This window comes from Kaistella faecalis, assembly GCF_019195395.1.
GTDB lineage: Bacteria > Bacteroidota > Bacteroidia > Flavobacteriales > Weeksellaceae > Kaistella > Kaistella faecalis.
This window is the reverse complement of the sequence record NZ_CP078067.1, coordinates 2,526,477-2,543,003: the sequence shown is the minus strand read 5'-3', so window position 1 is coordinate 2,543,003 and position 16,527 is coordinate 2,526,477. Positions and strand designations below refer to the sequence as shown.

Genomic DNA, 16,527 nt, shown 5'->3' with positions numbered 1-16,527 from the left:
CCGAAAAATTATCACCGAAATAAAAAAATACCTCAATGATAAATCTCTAAATTGAAAACCTTACGGCACATCCGTAAGGTTTTTTTTGCCGTTTCACTCTAAATCGGCCTCAAATACGAACCGGCTCCTTCTACATTCAGGGCGAAAACATTATCTTTGTAAAAAATAAATCAACATGAAGTTTTTTATCGACACTGCCAATCTGGAGCAGATTAAAGAAGCCCAGGATTTGGGAATTTTAGATGGTGTTACAACCAATCCATCGCTCATGGCAAAAGAAGGAATCAGCGGAAAAGAAGCCATACTGAACCATTACAAAACGATCTGCGAAATTGCAGATGGTGATATTTCTGCCGAAGTTTTAAGTACAACTTATGAGGAAATGATTAAAGAAGGGGAAGAACTTGCAGCAATTCACCCTAATATCGTGGTAAAGATTCCGATGATTAAAGACGGAGTAAAAGCTTTGAAATATTTCTCAAACAAAGGAATCAAGACCAACTGTACCCTGATATTTTCTGCAGGCCAGGCTCTGCTGGCTGCAAAAGCAGGCGCAAACTATGTTTCCCCTTTCTTGGGAAGACTTGATGATATTTCTGTAGACGGGATGAACCTGATCGAGGAGATCAGAATAATTTTCGACAACTATATGTTTGATACTGAAATTCTTGCAGCATCAATCCGTTCACCAATGCATATTATCAACTGTGCAAAAGTAGGTGCTGATGTTGTGACTTCTCCCCTTGCATCAATTTTAAATTTATTGAAACATCCATTAACTGACAGTGGTTTAGCGCAGTTTGTCGCTGATGCAAAAAAAATGGATTAACAAAATTATTTTATCTTGTAAAACCACCTGAAAACCAGGTGGTTTTTAGTTGTGATTTATCTAATTCAAAATATCTATCATTCAATTATATTGTGCACAATATAATTGCTTCTTACATTTGCAGTCATAATTTATTAAAGCAAAAATATGTCATTAATCGCAGATTTAAAATGGAGACACGCTGTAAAAGCCTACGACTCTAGCAAAAAAGTTTCTACCCAGGATTTAGATAAAATTTTAGAAGCCGCCAGGCTGGCTCCTACTTCGTCAGGATTGCAGCCTTTCCGTGTGATCTCAGTAGAAAATCAGGAATTAAAAGAAAAGATGGCTAAAGGAGCACTGAATCCGGAAGTAATGAGAGACTGTTCTCACGTTTTGGTTTTTGCGGCTTGGGACCGCTATTCCGCTGAAAAAATTGATAAAGTTTACGATTATCATACCGATGTTCGTGAACTTCCTAGGGGCCGTTTCAACAGCTATACCGATCAGTTGAAACAGATCTACGGTGCCCAGACTGCTGATGAAAATTTTGCACATACGGCAAGACAGACTTATATCGCGTTAGGTCTGGCAATGGCTCAGGCAGCTGAACTGAAGATCGACAGTACGCCGGCCGAAGGTTTCAGTAATGAAGTAGTTGATGAAATTCTCGGTTTAAATGAACTTGGGCTGAAAAGCGTTACTCTGCTTTATTTAGGATACAGAGATACAGAAAACGACTGGCTTTCTACAATGAAAAAAGTAAGGATCCCAATGGATGAGTTTGTTATCACAAAATAATTTTTAAATTCCTATCTTCATCACATGGATCATTCACAAACACCCAAGCTCGGCAACCAACTCTGCTTTCCATTTTACGTTATTGCTAAGGAAATTGCAGGACTCTACAGGCCTTTGCTCGAAGAATTAGATATTACCTATCCGCAATATCTGGTGATGATGGTGCTTTGGGAACACCACCGCCTCACCGTAAACCAGATTGGCGAAAAATTGTCGCTCGACAGCGGTACGCTTACCCCATTGCTGAAAAGGCTGGAAGCTAAATCCTATATAATCCGCCAAAGAAAAATAGAAGATGAGCGCGTAGTTGAAATATCCCTAACTGATGAAGGAGACCGGCTTCAGGACAAAGCATGCCTCATTCCTGCCAAAATGAACGACAGACTGAATCTTTCTGAAACAGACTTACAGGAATTAAAGCAAGCAATCTATAAACTTCTGGAGAAAATCAAAAAATAAAAAATCAATGAAAACATTATATACAACCAGCGTTACCGCAACCGGCGGACGCGACGGACACGTAAAAAGTGACAACGGAATTCTGGAACTTGATGTACGAACTCCTAAATCACTTGGCGGGCAAAATGATGATTATGCCAACCCGGAAATGCTTTTCGCGGCAGGATATGCTGCATGTTTCGACAGTGCCTTGAATCTGATGATTAAAAAATCTAAATCTGCGGCGGGTGAAACAACCGTAAATGCCAAAGTTGGAATCGGGCAAACCGCAAACGGAGGTTTTGATCTGGAAGTCGAACTCAATGTAAATGTACCGGGAGTTTCTCAGGAGGAAGCGCAATCTCTAGTAGAAAAGGCGCATCAGGTTTGTCCCTACTCTAACGCAACACGAAATAATATTGAGGTTACACTTAACGTGACCAATAGCTAATCAGTTACTGTAAAACGTAAATAAAAACGGCAGACTAATTAAAGTCTGCCGTTTTCTGTGACCCGGAAGGGACTCGAACCCCCAACCCTCAGAGCCGAAATCTGATATTCTATCCAATTGAACTACCGAGCCTCACAAAATTTAAAAAGAAATTTTCACGCCTCCCAAAAACTGTGCTCCCAAAACTTTATACCCTTTGAAAGTCTGATAGTTTGTGTTCAGTAGATTATTTCCGAGTGCAAAAATACTGAAATTTTTGTGAACTTTGTACTCAGCAGACAGATTTAAATCTGCAAAACCGCCAACTTTATCATCTTTGTCCTCCGCAGATACAAAAAAGTTGGGTGTAGTTCCCGATTCAGTAATTTCAAATGAGTTGGTGGTTAAATCAGAACCGAAAATCGCTTTTGCCCCAAGGTGCAGTTTTTTATCAAAGAGAGAATATTTACCTCCAAGACTGGCTTTAACCAAAGGCTTATTGTAAATATGCTCGTAATTATCGAGATCATACTTAGCAAAATACATTTCACCATCAAGAACAAGATTGGCCAGCGGGAAATATTGGATGCTACCTTTCACTTCGCTCACCGTACCGTTATCATAAACCGCGGAAAACGTATTAGCGTAATCGTAAGGCGCACGGTTCAGCGTGAAAGCCCCGTCAAACAGATCATTCGCTTTGAAGAACATAATATCATTCATCTTGCCGTAGCCTGCACTCACATCATATTTAATCACCTGATCGATATCTCCCCGAAGACCGACATATCCTTTGTATTTGGTTTCAGTGGCCCGAAGTTCCTGGTCAGAAACCAGATAAGGATTTTCTTCGAGCATTGTTGCGTAGGAATTCAGCTTCAAACCGCCCTCTACGCCGGCATAAAATTTAAATTCATCGGTCGCAGCAAACTGTAATTCAGCTTTTGGGAACCAATATGTTTTGTTATTCTGAACTTGATCGTCTAAAATTCTGTTTGAATTTTTAGCATTCATAAAAGAGAAATCCGAACCGATCATTAAATAAGATTTTCCTTTGAAGAAAGTCATTTTTGGTGATATTGTCGCATTGAAAAAATTAGAGGAATTCTCATTCAGCAAAGAAAATTCTGACCTTAAAGTTTCCAGATTGACGCCGAGATCCGCATTGAACATCACGTCATCCATCGGAAGTTCCACTCCATGTTTCGATAGATTCAGGAGGATTTCTGCCTGGGTTTCCTTAGCATCAAAATTATCGCCGAGAAAAGATGATTTTATGCGGACGTCATTAAGGATTTCATTGGAATAGAAATCATAATATCCGTTCACTTTGAAACGGTTGGTTTTCTGGTTAATGTTGATATCTGAACTTGGTTTCAGCGCATAAATTCCATAATAATTATAATCATTCAGCCCGTAATCCGCATTCACATTAATTTTTCCTTTGTCGCCGTAGGAATTCAGATAAAGCCCAAAATTTCCGGTGTTCTGTTTTGAAGTCCAGTCGTATTCTTTCGGAAGTCCTTTGGTAGAAAGAAAATGAAGATCAGCACCCACCTGAATATCATTTTCAAGCATGGTAGAGATATTTCCGTCCGCCAGGATTTTCCCGAAATTCCCCATTCCGATCTGGAAATAATTATTCTGGTAATCGGCATCGAATTTTGGTGAAATATCTTCGCCCTGAATCACCGATGTTTTAAAATCGGAAGCTGCAGGAACATCAGTAATGTTATATTCCACAGGATTCGCGGATTTGGCTTCGGGCGGGTAATTCTTTTCGGCTTCTACTGAAGTTTTCTTTTTCTCGATCTTTTTCACTTCGGGTTCGCGTTTGCGGTCCAGAATAAGCTTTTCTTCTTTAATCTGAGAAAACACAGCAGTTGAAGAAACCAGCATTCCCAATAAAAATATATTTTGAATTCTTAAATTCATATTTCTTGTTTTAAAACCTTTAAGTTTAATTCTTATTTTTTAATCTGACTTTTCACTTCCTTGGCTTCGGCTACAATCTCCGGGAAATCCTGATAATTGGCGATAATCTGATCAACGGTGTAACTTGCCTGGTAATTATCTTTAAGCCCGATGTAATTTTTCGCCATTACAACAAGCGCTTTTGCACCCCAATATTCTTCGGAAGCATAGTTATTGGCCAGTTTGAAAATGGTTTCGTTGGAATTTTTAAAGGCTTTTGCCTTGTTCTGATAATAAGCTTTCGCATAAAGCGATTCGGCGGCAACTTCCGTATTCGACGACTTTTCCAGTGCGGTATACGCTGCTTTTGCATCATTATCTTTACCTCTGTTCATCAAACTTCTGGCTTTAATAACTTTCGCCTGTTCGATCACAGATGCAGGATTTTTTGAATTGGAAAGCACCAAATCTGCAAAACTCTCCGCTTTGGGGAAATTCTTTTCTTCTGCGTAAATTTTCATCAGTTCCAGATTCGCAAAGTTTTTCACATTGATATTGCCTGAATTGGCAAGCGTTTCAAGATGTCTTTTTGCTTCGCTGCTATTGCCCTGATCCAGATAAATCTGTGCAACTCTTGTCTGCGCATCTTCCTGATAATCGTTCTGAACACTCGCTACTTCCTGAAGTACTAAAAGTGCTTTTGTAGAATTTGCAGTTTGATAATAACTTTCACCCAACTCGTACTGCGCCTGATAAAGTCCGTCGCCTGTAGGATTTTGGGTCAGATATTTTTCATAAAGCGGAATCGCTTTTTTGTAATCTTTGGCTGTGTAGTAGTTTTTGGCACTGTTCAGATTAATTTCATCCAGTTCCGATGCATCGATTTTTACGCCTAAACTGCGTGCAAAACTTTCGTAACCTGCAGTATCACCGTTTTTCACGTAAATCGGACGGGAGGCCTGAACAATTTTACTCGCGTAAGCTGTGTTTTTGTACTGATTGCCGAGTGCTTTTAATTCGGAAAGCGCTTTATCATTCTGGTTAAGGTCGATGTAATTCTGCGCACGGTAAATCTGTGCATTCGCTACCAAATCTTTATCTGAACTGCTTCTGATCACCTGATTGAAATAATCATTAGAACTGTTGTAATCATCGTTGGCTGCGTATGCTGTACCTATTTCGTACTGCGCATCATCCACATAATCAGAGTTTTTATACTGGGTGATCAGTTTTTTAAGCGAAGAAATCTTAGATTCAGTATCACCTTTAAAACCAAGCGCCATTGCCTTTTGGAATAACGTATAATCATCCGCATTTTCAGTTTTATCGTAAATCGCAATTGCTTCGTTCAGCTGATTGTCTGCATAATAAGTATCTGCCAGACGAAGTTCTGCATCGTTTTTAAATTCTGATTTGGGGTTTTTCAGGTATTCAGAAAAATACTGTTTTGCTTTGTCGAACTTTTTCGATTTAAAATAAGCGTAACCTAAATCATAGGTGAGCTGCTGTTTCTCAGCAAAGTTTTCGTTAAGAAGTCTTTCGTAACGGACAATCGCTGAAGGATAATTTCCCTTTTGATAATAAGTTTGAGCTAACCAATAAGTTGCTCTGGTGTTGAATTCTTTATTAATATTGAATTCAAGACTGCGCAGAAAATACGCTTCTGCCCCATCGAAATTTCCTTTGTTGAATTCTTCTGTCCCCAATAAAAATGAGACTTCCTGATCGATTTTATTCAATTCGGGAGTTGAGTTGGGCATTTTATCAATTGCACTCAGTGTTCCTTTGTAATCTCCGGAATAAAGATAAGATTTCACTAAAAGTGCCTTCATTTCTTCAACTTCAGAACTCCTCGGATATTTGCTGATATAATTCTGAATCACTACGGAAGCAGATTCAAACGGGTTTCCGATATCATAACCGAGTTTCGCATACTGAACGTGAGCAAGCTGCTGAACTTTCGGGTCGTAACTCATCTGATAAGCCGAACGGAAGGCAGAGAGCGCTTCCTGTTTTTTACCGACTTCCAGATAAGCGTTGCCCAGTTGGTAGTACGCATTCTGCGAAGTCGCGGAATTACTGTTAATCAACTGGTTGTAATAAGAAACCGCCTCGTCGTATTTTTTAAGCTGTGCCGAAACAAATCCCATTTCATAAAGATCACTTTCCGAGGGATTCGTCTTGCTTTCAAGATATGTTTTAAGATGCGGATAAGCTGAGGCGTAATCGCCTTTCATGAAATAACTTTCACCGATTATTTTGTGAACTTCGGCCTTGTAATCGGAAGAGATTGATTCACCGAGCAGCGAATTTCCTTCGACAATAGCCCTGTCGTAATCCTTTTCATTAAAATACATCTGCACATAATACGGTTTTACGAGACGTGCATATTTTTCGTTATCCTTGATCTGGTCAAAGAATGAGAATGCTTTATCATTCTGCCCATCTGCATAATAAAGATGCCCGAGCATATAGGCGATATCGTATTTGTCTGATTCTTCCGCATTTTGAAAGGCTTCCTCCAGGGCTTCAATAGCACCGTCGGAATCGCCGGTCATGAATTTCGCATAACCGAGTTTCATGATATACTGCGTGTTTTCTTCTTTTGAAAGCTGGTACTGGTTTACATTGTTTAATGTTTCCAGCGCTTTATCGAAGTCTTTCTGCGCCAAATAATAGTCGGCCAAAGGTAAATTTGCCTGCGCAAAATAAGCGGAGTTAGGGTATTCTTTAATAAACGCTTCCAGGCCCTGCTCTGCATGGTTCTTTCTTAAGATCACACCAATCACATTGTCGAAAAACTGCGCGGCTTCTTTCCGTGATTTCGCGAGTGCGCCGTTGTAGAAATACTGCCGGGCATACTCATACTGAGAAGCGCTGTAAATTTTGTTTTGGTAAAGATTTTCGGCAAGACTGAAGCGGTAATTTTCGCGGTCGCTGAAATATTGGGATTGCTGTGCGTCGGATAATCCGTAATAGAAAATTGCAGCTGCAATGATAATTTTTTTTGAATTCATTTAATCCTGGTTTTCAGAAAGGTTTTGAATTGGATTTTGTGGGCATGATTGAGGCCAATAGCCGTTAATGCTTTCCACATTTAGTCAACGAAAATAAGGAAAACTTATTGTTTGTACAACAATTATTAGATATTGTGGAAATGGGGATAACTTTGGTTTCCCCGTTCAAAACAATGACATTCAGCGTGATAAAAATTGAGATTAATTTCTGTTTTTCATCAGAATCCAGCCTTGTCGCTGTTCAGATTTCTGAGTTACCGCATCAAACCACGTAATCGTGTACCAGTAAGTTGAGGTTGGCAATGCACGCCCTTTATGCTTGCCGTCCCACTCTACTTTGCTGCCATTCTGTGATTCAAAAACCTTATTGCCGTAACGGTCAACAATAACCACAGAGACACTCTGCATTTGATCGAGGTTTTCAACGCTCCAGACATCGTTGATTCCGTCAGCATTCGGTGTGAAAGCATTATTTATTTTAATAAAGTAAATGGTACGGGGCTCTCCCAAACATCCGGTGGCAGATTCAACCTGAATTTCATAAGAGGCTGCTGTTGGATTCATTAGAATATTTGAAGGCTGAGCCACTCCATTGAAGTAATATTTATAAGGTTTCACACCACCATTCGCTACGACTTCAATTGAATTATTGGTTTGGTTGATGACTTCAATTTTTGGCTGATTCTCATCTGAAACGGTGAAATTGTGCGTATAGGTACATCCATCCGAATTCGTCAGTTCCACGGAATAGTTTCCTGCTTTTGCAATTGAAATTGTTTGGGTAGTTTCGCCCGTACTCCACGTTCCTGTCAGATTTTCCGGTCCGGAATCAATTCTTACAGTTTGCCCGAAACAGATGTAATATTTGCTCTCCAGGGTCGAAGATTTTGTCGGGGTATTTATCTTCAGATTTATTTTACCAAACGACGGACAAAAACCGGGAACGGTGATTCTCCCGTAAACAGTTTGTGCGAAAGCGGTTTCGTTGGTATAGTTTTCAGCAATTGGCTGGGTGAAATTTGCATCTTTAAAATACTCGAAAACGGCATTTGGATCTGTGCTGAAAACAGTCTTCTTAACATTCAAATCAAAGGATGTTTTTCCGTCGAAATCTGTATCACAAAGTACGAAATCAGTTTCCGAAACAAGTAAAGGAGTGTTTGTACCTTTTATGAAAGTTACCGTCTGAACATCCGAAACGCAGCCCGTAGCTTTATCTTTAATTAAAAACTTAACCGTTTTAGGCAAAGCAGAAACATCAAAACTAGAAGGAAGTGAATTGCCAACCTCATCAGTAAATGTATATTGACTTGAATTGCTGATCACCGCATTCTGGAAATTCTGAAGAGAATAACTGAGTTCGGAACAAATAATAATCTGCGAAACCTGAGCCGAAGGTTTCGGATTAAACTGTAAATCGAAGTTGACCACATCACCACAGCTCGGATTATAAATGATTTTGATGTAAGGTTTGGTGCCGAAAACCGCAGCATCATAACCGGTAATTTGTGCCGGCGTAAGTAATGTGCCGTTTTGAGCGTAATATTCCAGTGAAACACTTACTTCAGACGATGCATTTACCAAATCAGTTACATTTTTAGTCAGATTGAACACATTATTTCCCTGGCAGTTTTTCATCACCAGAGGATTCTGAGCCACAACTTGCGGTTTGCGGTATACCCTGAGAACAATATCACTTGAGTTCGCAAAACAGGAAGAATTGGTTTTGCTGATTAACTTGGCATAAATAATATAATCACCGATGATTGTCGTCCAGAAATAACCTGCAGCGTTTAAATTCGCTCCCGGACCGTTAGACACTACAATCTCTGAATTATCTGATTTGTTGTAAAATTTAACATCATACTGATTGGCGGGATCCAGAATTGATTTAATATAATTAAAGTCAAAGCGGTTCGCATTATTGTCAGCTCCCGCACATCTTTCCTGGACCGGAACCTGAGGGACCGCAATCGCAGGCCCGGAAGTAAATGTTACCACAGTATTTGCCGAACATGATGCTCCTAAAAATGTTGTTTTAACGGTAACCGATTTCGTAATATCAACTGCAGTTCCGTTGCCCGCAGAAGTTCCGTCAGCGTAGGTATAGGTAAAGGTGTAATAGCTGGGGAAATTCTGTTCGAAAGCAGTTTTCAAGTCGAAAAACGGCTGCGATGAACAGGTGGAAATATTCATCGCATTGGTCACCGAAATAAAATAAACGGGCGATCCTCCGGTGATGCACGACATATTATCGTTTCCGTCTTTTACAGCAAAACTTAAGTTGGCAATCTGATTGGCATTCACCACATAATTTTCCGGATTGGTAACGAGAGTATTCGCAGATCCTTCGTAGAAGTAAACATTATATTTCTCCAGACCTGAAGCCGGATCGTATTTTGGATAAATGAGCTGATACAAATTCACAGTTTTTGTAGCTGCGGGTGTTGCCGAATTATCGCAAACCACCGCTGGATTAAAATTGAGCGGTGCCGGAAGTTTTTCACTGAGATATTCGAGCTGGTTACTGTCTGAACCTGATGAACAGATCGTACCATCCGGCTTTTTAACTCTTACAAAAAATTTACCGGGCGCATCAGTGACCCTACTTAAATAAATTTCATTGTTTGTGCTGATAATTGCGGAATTTCCGACGCGGTACCATTCATACTTCAGAGCAGGATCATAATTGGTGACTTTCATGATGACCTGGCAGTTATCGAGTTGTTTGGTAATAACAGGAGTCTGCACTTTTTTAAAAGTAACCTGATCCGAAACCATTGGTCCAACCTGAGCTCCGGAAGGATCGTGATAGGTTACCTCAACTTTCAATACGTCATTATCATTGGGTATAAACCCAGAAAGTGTGTTTCCCGTTTCTGTGAGTTGGTTGGCATTCTGAAACCATTTAAATTTTGGGGTTAGATTTTGGTTTGGGGTGAAAAGCCACGCGTTTCCTTCACTTCGCCACTTACCGTTGTTGTAATTATAAGCCGTATTACTGTGCGTAGGAACTTTAAACTTGGAAGCATCGTCATTCTGAATTCCTAAGATGGCATTGTAAGTATCCTCTGTTTTATTATTTACGTAAATAACCATTCTGCCATCTTCAAGCAGAAGCACATTACTGAAATAGCTTACGCTGGAAATTCCGCCTGTTCCATTGGTTCTGATCTGATTCTGGAAAGAAACAATGAGACCGTTTACTCCGCCCACAGTCACATTTTTATAAAGGTAAGTTACACTGGAATTCTGAGAGCGCGGAACAAGATCGGTATAGCCAAAGAAGATCTGGGCCAGATTAAGTTCCTGCGCGGGATTGGTGCGGTAAACTTTGTTGTAATCAGTAGAAGGCAAAGCAGAATATGAATTATATCCCGGTATCCCGCTGTACGTACGGTCGATGTATGTATTTACGTCTTTCAGATTTTCAAGTTCCGGATCGTTGGTAAATACGAGTCTACCATTGCTACCTGCCACTACCCGAGTGTAATTTTTCCCGTAAAAACTGAAGGTAAAACCAATCGGAAACGATTCACTGAATTTATTGGAACCTGTTGCAGGAAAAGTGATAGGAATTGATCCTGCGGAAAGAGGGAATGCAGAGGGAAGCACACTTGTCTCCTGATAATCCCCCGTAGAAGTAGCTACTGCATCAACCTTCAGATTAAAACTTTCACCGGTACAGAAATACTGCTGGGCAGGATATACCACATTATTTGCAGGATTATAGAGATTTACGGACTGGGCAAAGGCTGAGACAAATGATAAAATAAACAGTAAAAAATAAATCTTCCGCATCAAATAAGTGTTTAGTCAAAATTACGACATTATTATGAACCAAAATTTGGCCAATTTTATTATGTAGAACCAAAAAAAATATGATTTTTAGAATTTTCTTTTACATTTGTGTAAATTATTATTTTTATGAATCAGCTTTTCAGAAGAAAACAGTACAGTGAAAGCGATCAGTCATCGGGACTGTTGCGGGTTTTGGGTGTTTGGGATATTGTATTTTTTGGAATCGCTGCCATAATTGGAGCCGGAAGTTTCAGCAGTTTGGGCGAAGCAGTTTTCCGTGGAGGGCCCGGCGTGATTGTATTATACGTAATCTGCGGTTTTGCATGTGGTTTCACGGCACTCTGTTACGCTGAATTTGCCAGCCGTATACCTCAGGCTGGTTCGGCTTATACTTACGCTTACGCAAGTTTCGGTGAATTAATTGCCTGGATCATCGGTTGGGCGCTGATCATGGAATATTCTTTCGGAAATATTTATGTTGCCTTTTCGTGGAGCGATTATTTTACAAGTTTTATGGAAAGAATCGGGATACATATTCCCGACTATTTGACCTGCAGCTATACTGAAGCCAAAAAAGCTTTTCTTGGCGGTTCAGAAAACAAGGAACTGCTGAATGCCTGGAGCAGCGCACCTCTTATAGGCAATCTAAAATTTATTGTTGATGTGCCTGCACTTGTAATCAACGGTTTGATTACGTGGCTGTGCTATGTTGGGGTAAAAGAGTCTAAAAACTTCAACAATATTTTTGTCCTTTTAAAACTCTTCATCATCCTTTTGGTAATCGCTGTAGGAATTGCATATATCAATACCGATAACTGGTTTCCTGCAAGTCCGGAAACGGGTGTTCAGTCTTTTATGCCGAATGGCTTTACTGGCGTGATGAGTGCTGTATCAGGTGTTTTCTTTGCTTATATCGGTTTTGATGCCTTAAGTGTTTTATCAGAAGAAACTAAAAATCCACAGAAGAATCTACCGCGAGGAATGATTATTTCGCTTGTATTGTGCACAGTGATTTACATTGTATTAACACTCGTACTGACGGGAATGGTAGATTACCGCAAGTTTGACGGCATCGGTGATCCGCTGGCCTACATTTTCGCAGGTTCAAATGCGAATGTTCCCTGGATGGAGTTTGTGGTTTCTTTAGGAGCAATCATTGCCATTACTACCGTGTTACTCGTCTTCCAGATGGGGCAGCCGAGAATCTGGTATGCGATGAGCCGTGACGGACTGATGCCGAAAAAATTCATGACCATTCATCCGAAACATAAAACACCTTCTTACGCAACCATTATTACGGGACTGGTTGTAGGAGTTCCGATTCTTTTTACGGATAAATCTTTTATTCTTGATTTCACAAGTATCGGGACAATTTTCGCGTTTGTTCTGGTTTGCGGAGGTGTTTTACTCCTACCCGCTAAACAGAAGCTGAAAGGAAGATTCCATATGCCTTATATTAATTCAAGATTTATATTTCCGGTAACATTTCTGGGCGGCCTGTTTTTCTTTTACTGGTGGCAGCCGGAATTTTTCCACAATCTAACCGATTGGCATGATCCTGCAGAAGGTGAATTCCGGATTTCAATTATTGTTTTCATTATTATTAATCTGGTGCTGTGCGTTTTAGCTTTTGTGAAGAATTTATCTCTGATTCCGCTAGTAGGTCTCAGTTCCTGTCTTTATCTCCTTACGGGGATGACGCATAATAACTGGTTCTGGTTCCTGCTGTGGTTCGCTATTGGCATGATTATTTATTTCTCTTACGGGTTCAAAAACAGTAAACTGAATAACGACCTGAATGGTGATTTAAATTAGAAAAAATGCCTGAGCGAATAAAAACATTTAAAGAATTCTATCCATATTATCTAAACCAGCACAGTAAAAAACTTACCCGTATCTTCCATTTTGCAGGGACGTTTCTTGTACTTGGAGTTATTATTTATGTACTGCAGTCGGGCAAAGAACGGTTTCTTTGGTATATTCCGATTTTAGGGTGGGGTGTTTCAGCGTTCAGCCATTATGTTTTCGAGAAAAATGTACCCACGGCTTTCAAATATCCCATTCTAACTATAATCAGTGATTTCAGGATGTTTTTTGAACTGCTGACCGGAAAGCTGAAAATTTAAAGCATAAAAAAACTCCCTTTCGGGAGTTTACTGTTATTGGAATAATGTCTTTTCAGTTTCTTTTGCTTTGGTTAAGGCTTCAGTAATTTTAGCTAATGCATTGTCGTAGTTTGGTGGAGTATTCCACTTCCCTTTAATGATGGCATTCTTAACATTGTCATTGGCAAAGTGAAGGCTGTTATCATTAAGATTCACAATTCTGTTATCGATGTAGGTATATCCGGCTCTTCCGGTTTCTATCATGCTGTAATAGCTAATAATCACTCCCCAGTTTACGTTTACAAAAGCAACCTCATCAATATCATACTTAGCCTTTAAGTAACGGAAGTCATAATTGGAGTACTTCTTACCTTCTACCTTATCACCTTTGAATTTTTCGGCAGTCTTGTAGTCAAATGTATCATTAATTAGTACAACTTCTTTGCCTTTGGAGCGCAAAAGTTCGCTATACATACTAATTAACTCCTGCTTTGGATCCTGATTTTTTTTTGCAAGATCAAGAAGCGGCTGGTACTTGTCACCAGATGTTACTGCCAAATCAAGAAGCCCCTGAGAACCTTCTCTGAATTTTTGTGGCTCATTAACATTTACAAACAGACCAATCTTAGATGGTTTTGAAAAATATTCTGCATTCATGGGAACCTGAACCTGGCAGGACATCATAATAAAAAAAAGAGCGATAAGCCCCAGAAGATTAAGTTTTTTCATTGATAATTATTTTTAATAAAACTAAGAATACTTTGCGATTACACAAATTTTTTATGAGTGATTCTCATCATAAAAAAATCCCGAAATTAAATTTCGGGATTTTTACGTTTTTAATGAATATGCGAACTTGGTGGAGGCGGCATTTTTGTGTTGCCGGTTTCCTCAATTTTCTGCGTGGCAGCCATTGAAACTACCAGATCGTTCAGCATAGAACTCGCTGCGCTTGGTGAGTTAGGCAACAGTACCAAATTGCTTCGGTTGTTGGCTCCAATCGAATGTAAAGTATCATAATGCTGCGTTACAACAATCAATGCAGATGCTTCCTGAGAAGAAATCCCTGCCTCGTTGAGCATTTTTACGGATTCTTCCAAACCTTTTGCAATCTCTCTTCTTTGGTCCGCGATCCCCATACCCTGAAGTTTTTTAGATTCAGCCTCTGCTTTTGCTACAGCAACGATTCGGATTTTCTGAGCTTCAGATTCGTATTCTGCGGCCGTTTTTTCTCTTTCAGCTGCATTAATCCTGTTCATCGCGTGTTTTACCTGCTCATCCGGATCAATATCGGTAACGAGGGCTTTAATAATGTCGTAACCGTAACTTTGCATCGCTTCCTGAAGTTCACCTTTCACGGCAATCGCCACATCATCCTTTCTCACGAAAACATCATCAAGTTTCAACTTCGGAACTTCTGCTCTTACCACATCAAAAACATAAGAAGTGATCTGATTTTCAGGATTTTCCAGACGGTAAAATGAATCTGCAACTTGTGCGGTAATTACTTGATACTGAACAGAAACTTTCATCCTGATAAATACGTTGTCGAGTGTTTTCGTATCAATAATAACATCCAATTGCTGAATTCTGAGGTTCATGCGTTTCGCAACCTGATCGATAAACGGGATTTTAAGATGCAGCCCCGACTGGCGCACCACATGAAATTTACCCAGACGTTCCACGATCGCAGCAGTAGCCTGCTTAACCGTAAAAAACGAGGCAAAGAGGACGATAAGTCCCAAGAAAATAATAATTCCTAAATACGTCATTGTTTAATTTTTTTTGTAGGTTAATAAAGAACTTGTACTGCTTAAAGATAATGAATTTTTACCGAAACTACACGGTCATTCCGATATCAATTCCTTTAATTTTCCTATAAAGATCTGTCGCATAATTATCGGTCATACCCGAAACAAAATCGATAACGCCCAAAACTTTCTGATAATCTGTTCCTTCGTCATAAACAAACTGCTGCGGCAAAAGCTTTAGCGCCATCTTATCATAAGATTTTCGCGCATCTTTTGGCTTTAAAACCGGTGGGATAAAATGATTCAGCAATTCATACATTACATTGTACCCGGCATTTTCAATCTCGATTACATTTTTGTGGTTATAAATTTTAGCGATCGAAAAATTTTCAATTTCCTGTAGAGACGGATTATCAGCCTTATAAATATCAAGTAAGGCTTTGTCTAAGCTGCCATCTAAAATTTTAGAGAAGTTCTGCTGATAAAGCTCAATGGATTTATTGATGAGCGCATTGATTACTTTCGCTCTTAAATAGGAAATTCTTTCGTTAGGATTCGTAAGTATCGTAAGTTTCTCTTCTACCCTTTCAATGTTTTGATTTTCGGATTTAATAAGGTCCAGAAAAAGATTCTCACAGTCGGATGTCGAAACAATTCCCAAACGGTGTGCATCTTCCATATCGATGATATTGTAGCAGATATCATCGGCAGCTTCAACGAGCCATACGAACGGATGTCTTTTAAAGATTACAGGTTCTTCATTTTCGTGAATTAAATTCACGCCTTTTGCGATTTCCAGAAAGGTATCTTTTTCATTTTGAAAAAATCCGAATTTTTTGCGGTGAATAATTCCTTTTTGCTTGGCAATCGCTTCGCACGGATATTTTGCAATACTGGCCAAAGTAGAAAAGGTAAGTTGAGTTCCGCCTTCGTCCTTACCGTTCTGCTGGTGCGTTAAAACCCTGATTGCGTTGGCATTACCCTCAAAATTTACCAAATCTGCCCATTCTTTTTCGGAAAATCTCGGCTTTAGATGATTTTCATTTTTTTCAAAATAACTCGCAATTGCATCTTCACCGGAATGCCCGAAAGCAGGATTCCCTACGTCGTGGCAAAGGCATGCGGCCGCGATTACGTTCTGCAGATTGTGCTGATAAAAATTTCTCGCATTTTCATCCAAATCATTTTTGTAGTTATCGAAGATAAATTCACCTGCTGCACTGCCCAAACTCCTTCCTACAGAAGAAACTTCGAGAGAATGCGTCAACCGGTTATGAACGAACACACTTCCCGGGAGCGGAAAAACCTGGGTTTTATTCTGAAGTCGCCGGAATGCCGCCGAAAAGATGATCCGGTCAAAATCTCTTTGAAAATCAGTTCTGGAAGCAGCAGTCGCGGCATTTTGTCCGGTCCGTTGATTGGTGAAAATCTTATTTAAATCCATCCTTCAAAAATACATTTT

The 16,527-nt window shown here is 39.7% G+C and carries 12 protein-coding genes and 1 tRNA gene; 6 read left to right on the top strand and 7 right to left on the bottom strand.

Annotated features, from left to right (window positions below; all coding sequences use genetic code 11):
• Positions 1 to 175: 175 nt before the first annotated feature.
• From fsa to KTV93_RS11930, 4 genes are all read left to right on the top strand, one after another.
• On the top strand, positions 176 to 829 hold the full coding sequence (gene fsa / locus KTV93_RS11945; protein ID WP_218249190.1) for a fructose-6-phosphate aldolase: 654 nt from the start codon (positions 176 to 178) through the stop codon (positions 827 to 829).
• 147 nt (positions 830 to 976) lie between these two features.
• Positions 977 to 1,609: an NAD(P)H-dependent oxidoreductase gene (locus tag KTV93_RS11940; RefSeq protein WP_218249189.1), complete on the top strand. Its 633-nt coding sequence runs from the start codon at positions 977 to 979 to the stop codon at positions 1,607 to 1,609.
• A gap of 24 nt (positions 1,610 to 1,633) precedes the next feature.
• On the top strand, positions 1,634 to 2,068 hold the full coding sequence (locus KTV93_RS11935) for a MarR family winged helix-turn-helix transcriptional regulator (RefSeq protein WP_218249188.1): 435 nt from the start codon (positions 1,634 to 1,636) through the stop codon (positions 2,066 to 2,068).
• 7 nt (positions 2,069 to 2,075) lie between these two features.
• Complete coding sequence (locus tag KTV93_RS11930; RefSeq protein ID WP_218249187.1) at positions 2,076 to 2,498, top strand: organic hydroperoxide resistance protein; 423 nt, start codon at positions 2,076 to 2,078, stop codon at positions 2,496 to 2,498.
• A 58-nt stretch (positions 2,499 to 2,556) separates the two neighbouring features.
• On the opposite strand, the gene KTV93_RS11925 is transcribed toward KTV93_RS11930, so the two are convergent.
• The 4 genes from KTV93_RS11925 to KTV93_RS11910 all read right to left on the bottom strand — a co-directional run bounded on the left by KTV93_RS11925 (position 2,557) and on the right by KTV93_RS11910 (position 11,209).
• Positions 2,557 to 2,630: transfer RNA gene (locus tag KTV93_RS11925), tRNA-Arg, on the bottom strand.
• Between the two features lie 9 nt (positions 2,631 to 2,639).
• Positions 2,640 to 4,412 (bottom strand): TonB-dependent receptor, encoded by a 1,773-nt coding sequence (locus tag KTV93_RS11920; RefSeq protein WP_218249186.1) that lies wholly within the window; start codon positions 4,410 to 4,412, stop codon positions 2,640 to 2,642.
• Positions 4,413 to 4,444: 32 nt separating this feature from the next.
• Entirely contained in the window at positions 4,445 to 7,408 is a 2,964-nt protein-coding gene (locus KTV93_RS11915) for a tetratricopeptide repeat protein (RefSeq protein ID WP_218249185.1), read from the bottom strand.
• 201 nt (positions 7,409 to 7,609) lie between these two features.
• Entirely contained in the window at positions 7,610 to 11,209 is a 3,600-nt protein-coding gene (locus KTV93_RS11910; protein ID WP_218249184.1) for a T9SS type B sorting domain-containing protein, read from the bottom strand.
• A gap of 126 nt (positions 11,210 to 11,335) precedes the next feature.
• On the opposite strand from KTV93_RS11910, the gene KTV93_RS11905 reads away from it, so the two are divergent.
• Complete coding sequence (locus tag KTV93_RS11905; RefSeq protein ID WP_218249183.1) at positions 11,336 to 13,024, top strand: APC family permease; 1,689 nt, start codon at positions 11,336 to 11,338, stop codon at positions 13,022 to 13,024.
• Between the two features lie 5 nt (positions 13,025 to 13,029).
• Positions 13,030 to 13,335 (top strand): Mpo1-like protein, encoded by a 306-nt coding sequence (locus KTV93_RS11900; protein ID WP_218249182.1) that lies wholly within the window; start codon positions 13,030 to 13,032, stop codon positions 13,333 to 13,335.
• A gap of 33 nt (positions 13,336 to 13,368) precedes the next feature.
• Here the strand turns inward: KTV93_RS11900 and KTV93_RS11895 are convergent, their stop codons facing one another.
• The 3 genes from KTV93_RS11895 to dgt all read right to left on the bottom strand — a co-directional run bounded on the left by KTV93_RS11895 (position 13,369) and on the right by dgt (position 16,509).
• Positions 13,369 to 14,043, bottom strand: coding sequence for a hypothetical protein (locus KTV93_RS11895; RefSeq protein WP_218249181.1), 675 nt, complete (start codon positions 14,041 to 14,043; stop codon positions 13,369 to 13,371).
• A gap of 110 nt (positions 14,044 to 14,153) precedes the next feature.
• Positions 14,154 to 15,086, bottom strand: coding sequence for an SPFH domain-containing protein (locus KTV93_RS11890; protein ID WP_218249180.1), 933 nt, complete (start codon positions 15,084 to 15,086; stop codon positions 14,154 to 14,156).
• 67 nt (positions 15,087 to 15,153) lie between these two features.
• Positions 15,154 to 16,509 carry a dGTP triphosphohydrolase gene (dgt, locus tag KTV93_RS11885; protein ID WP_218249179.1) on the bottom strand — a complete coding sequence of 452 codons (1,356 nt, stop codon included), beginning with the start codon at positions 16,507 to 16,509 and terminating at the stop codon, positions 15,154 to 15,156.
• Positions 16,510 to 16,527: the final 18 nt, after the last annotated feature.

Coding starts and splice junctions, on each gene's coding strand:
- fsa (WP_218249190.1), top strand. CDS start 176: ATGAAGTTTTTTATCGACACTGCCAATCTGGAGCAGATTAAAGAAGCC.
- KTV93_RS11940 (WP_218249189.1), top strand. CDS start 977: ATGTCATTAATCGCAGATTTAAAATGGAGACACGCTGTAAAAGCCTAC.
- KTV93_RS11935 (WP_218249188.1), top strand. CDS start 1,634: ATGGATCATTCACAAACACCCAAGCTCGGCAACCAACTCTGCTTTCCA.
- KTV93_RS11930 (WP_218249187.1), top strand. CDS start 2,076: ATGAAAACATTATATACAACCAGCGTTACCGCAACCGGCGGACGCGAC.
- KTV93_RS11920 (WP_218249186.1), bottom strand. CDS start 4,412: ATGAATTTAAGAATTCAAAATATATTTTTATTGGGAATGCTGGTTTCT.
- KTV93_RS11915 (WP_218249185.1), bottom strand. CDS start 7,408: ATGAATTCAAAAAAAATTATCATTGCAGCTGCAATTTTCTATTACGGA.
- KTV93_RS11910 (WP_218249184.1), bottom strand. CDS start 11,209: ATGCGGAAGATTTATTTTTTACTGTTTATTTTATCATTTGTCTCAGCC.
- KTV93_RS11905 (WP_218249183.1), top strand. CDS start 11,336: ATGAATCAGCTTTTCAGAAGAAAACAGTACAGTGAAAGCGATCAGTCA.
- KTV93_RS11900 (WP_218249182.1), top strand. CDS start 13,030: ATGCCTGAGCGAATAAAAACATTTAAAGAATTCTATCCATATTATCTA.
- KTV93_RS11895 (WP_218249181.1), bottom strand. CDS start 14,043: ATGAAAAAACTTAATCTTCTGGGGCTTATCGCTCTTTTTTTTATTATG.
- KTV93_RS11890 (WP_218249180.1), bottom strand. CDS start 15,086: ATGACGTATTTAGGAATTATTATTTTCTTGGGACTTATCGTCCTCTTT.
- dgt (WP_218249179.1), bottom strand. CDS start 16,509: ATGGATTTAAATAAGATTTTCACCAATCAACGGACCGGACAAAATGCC.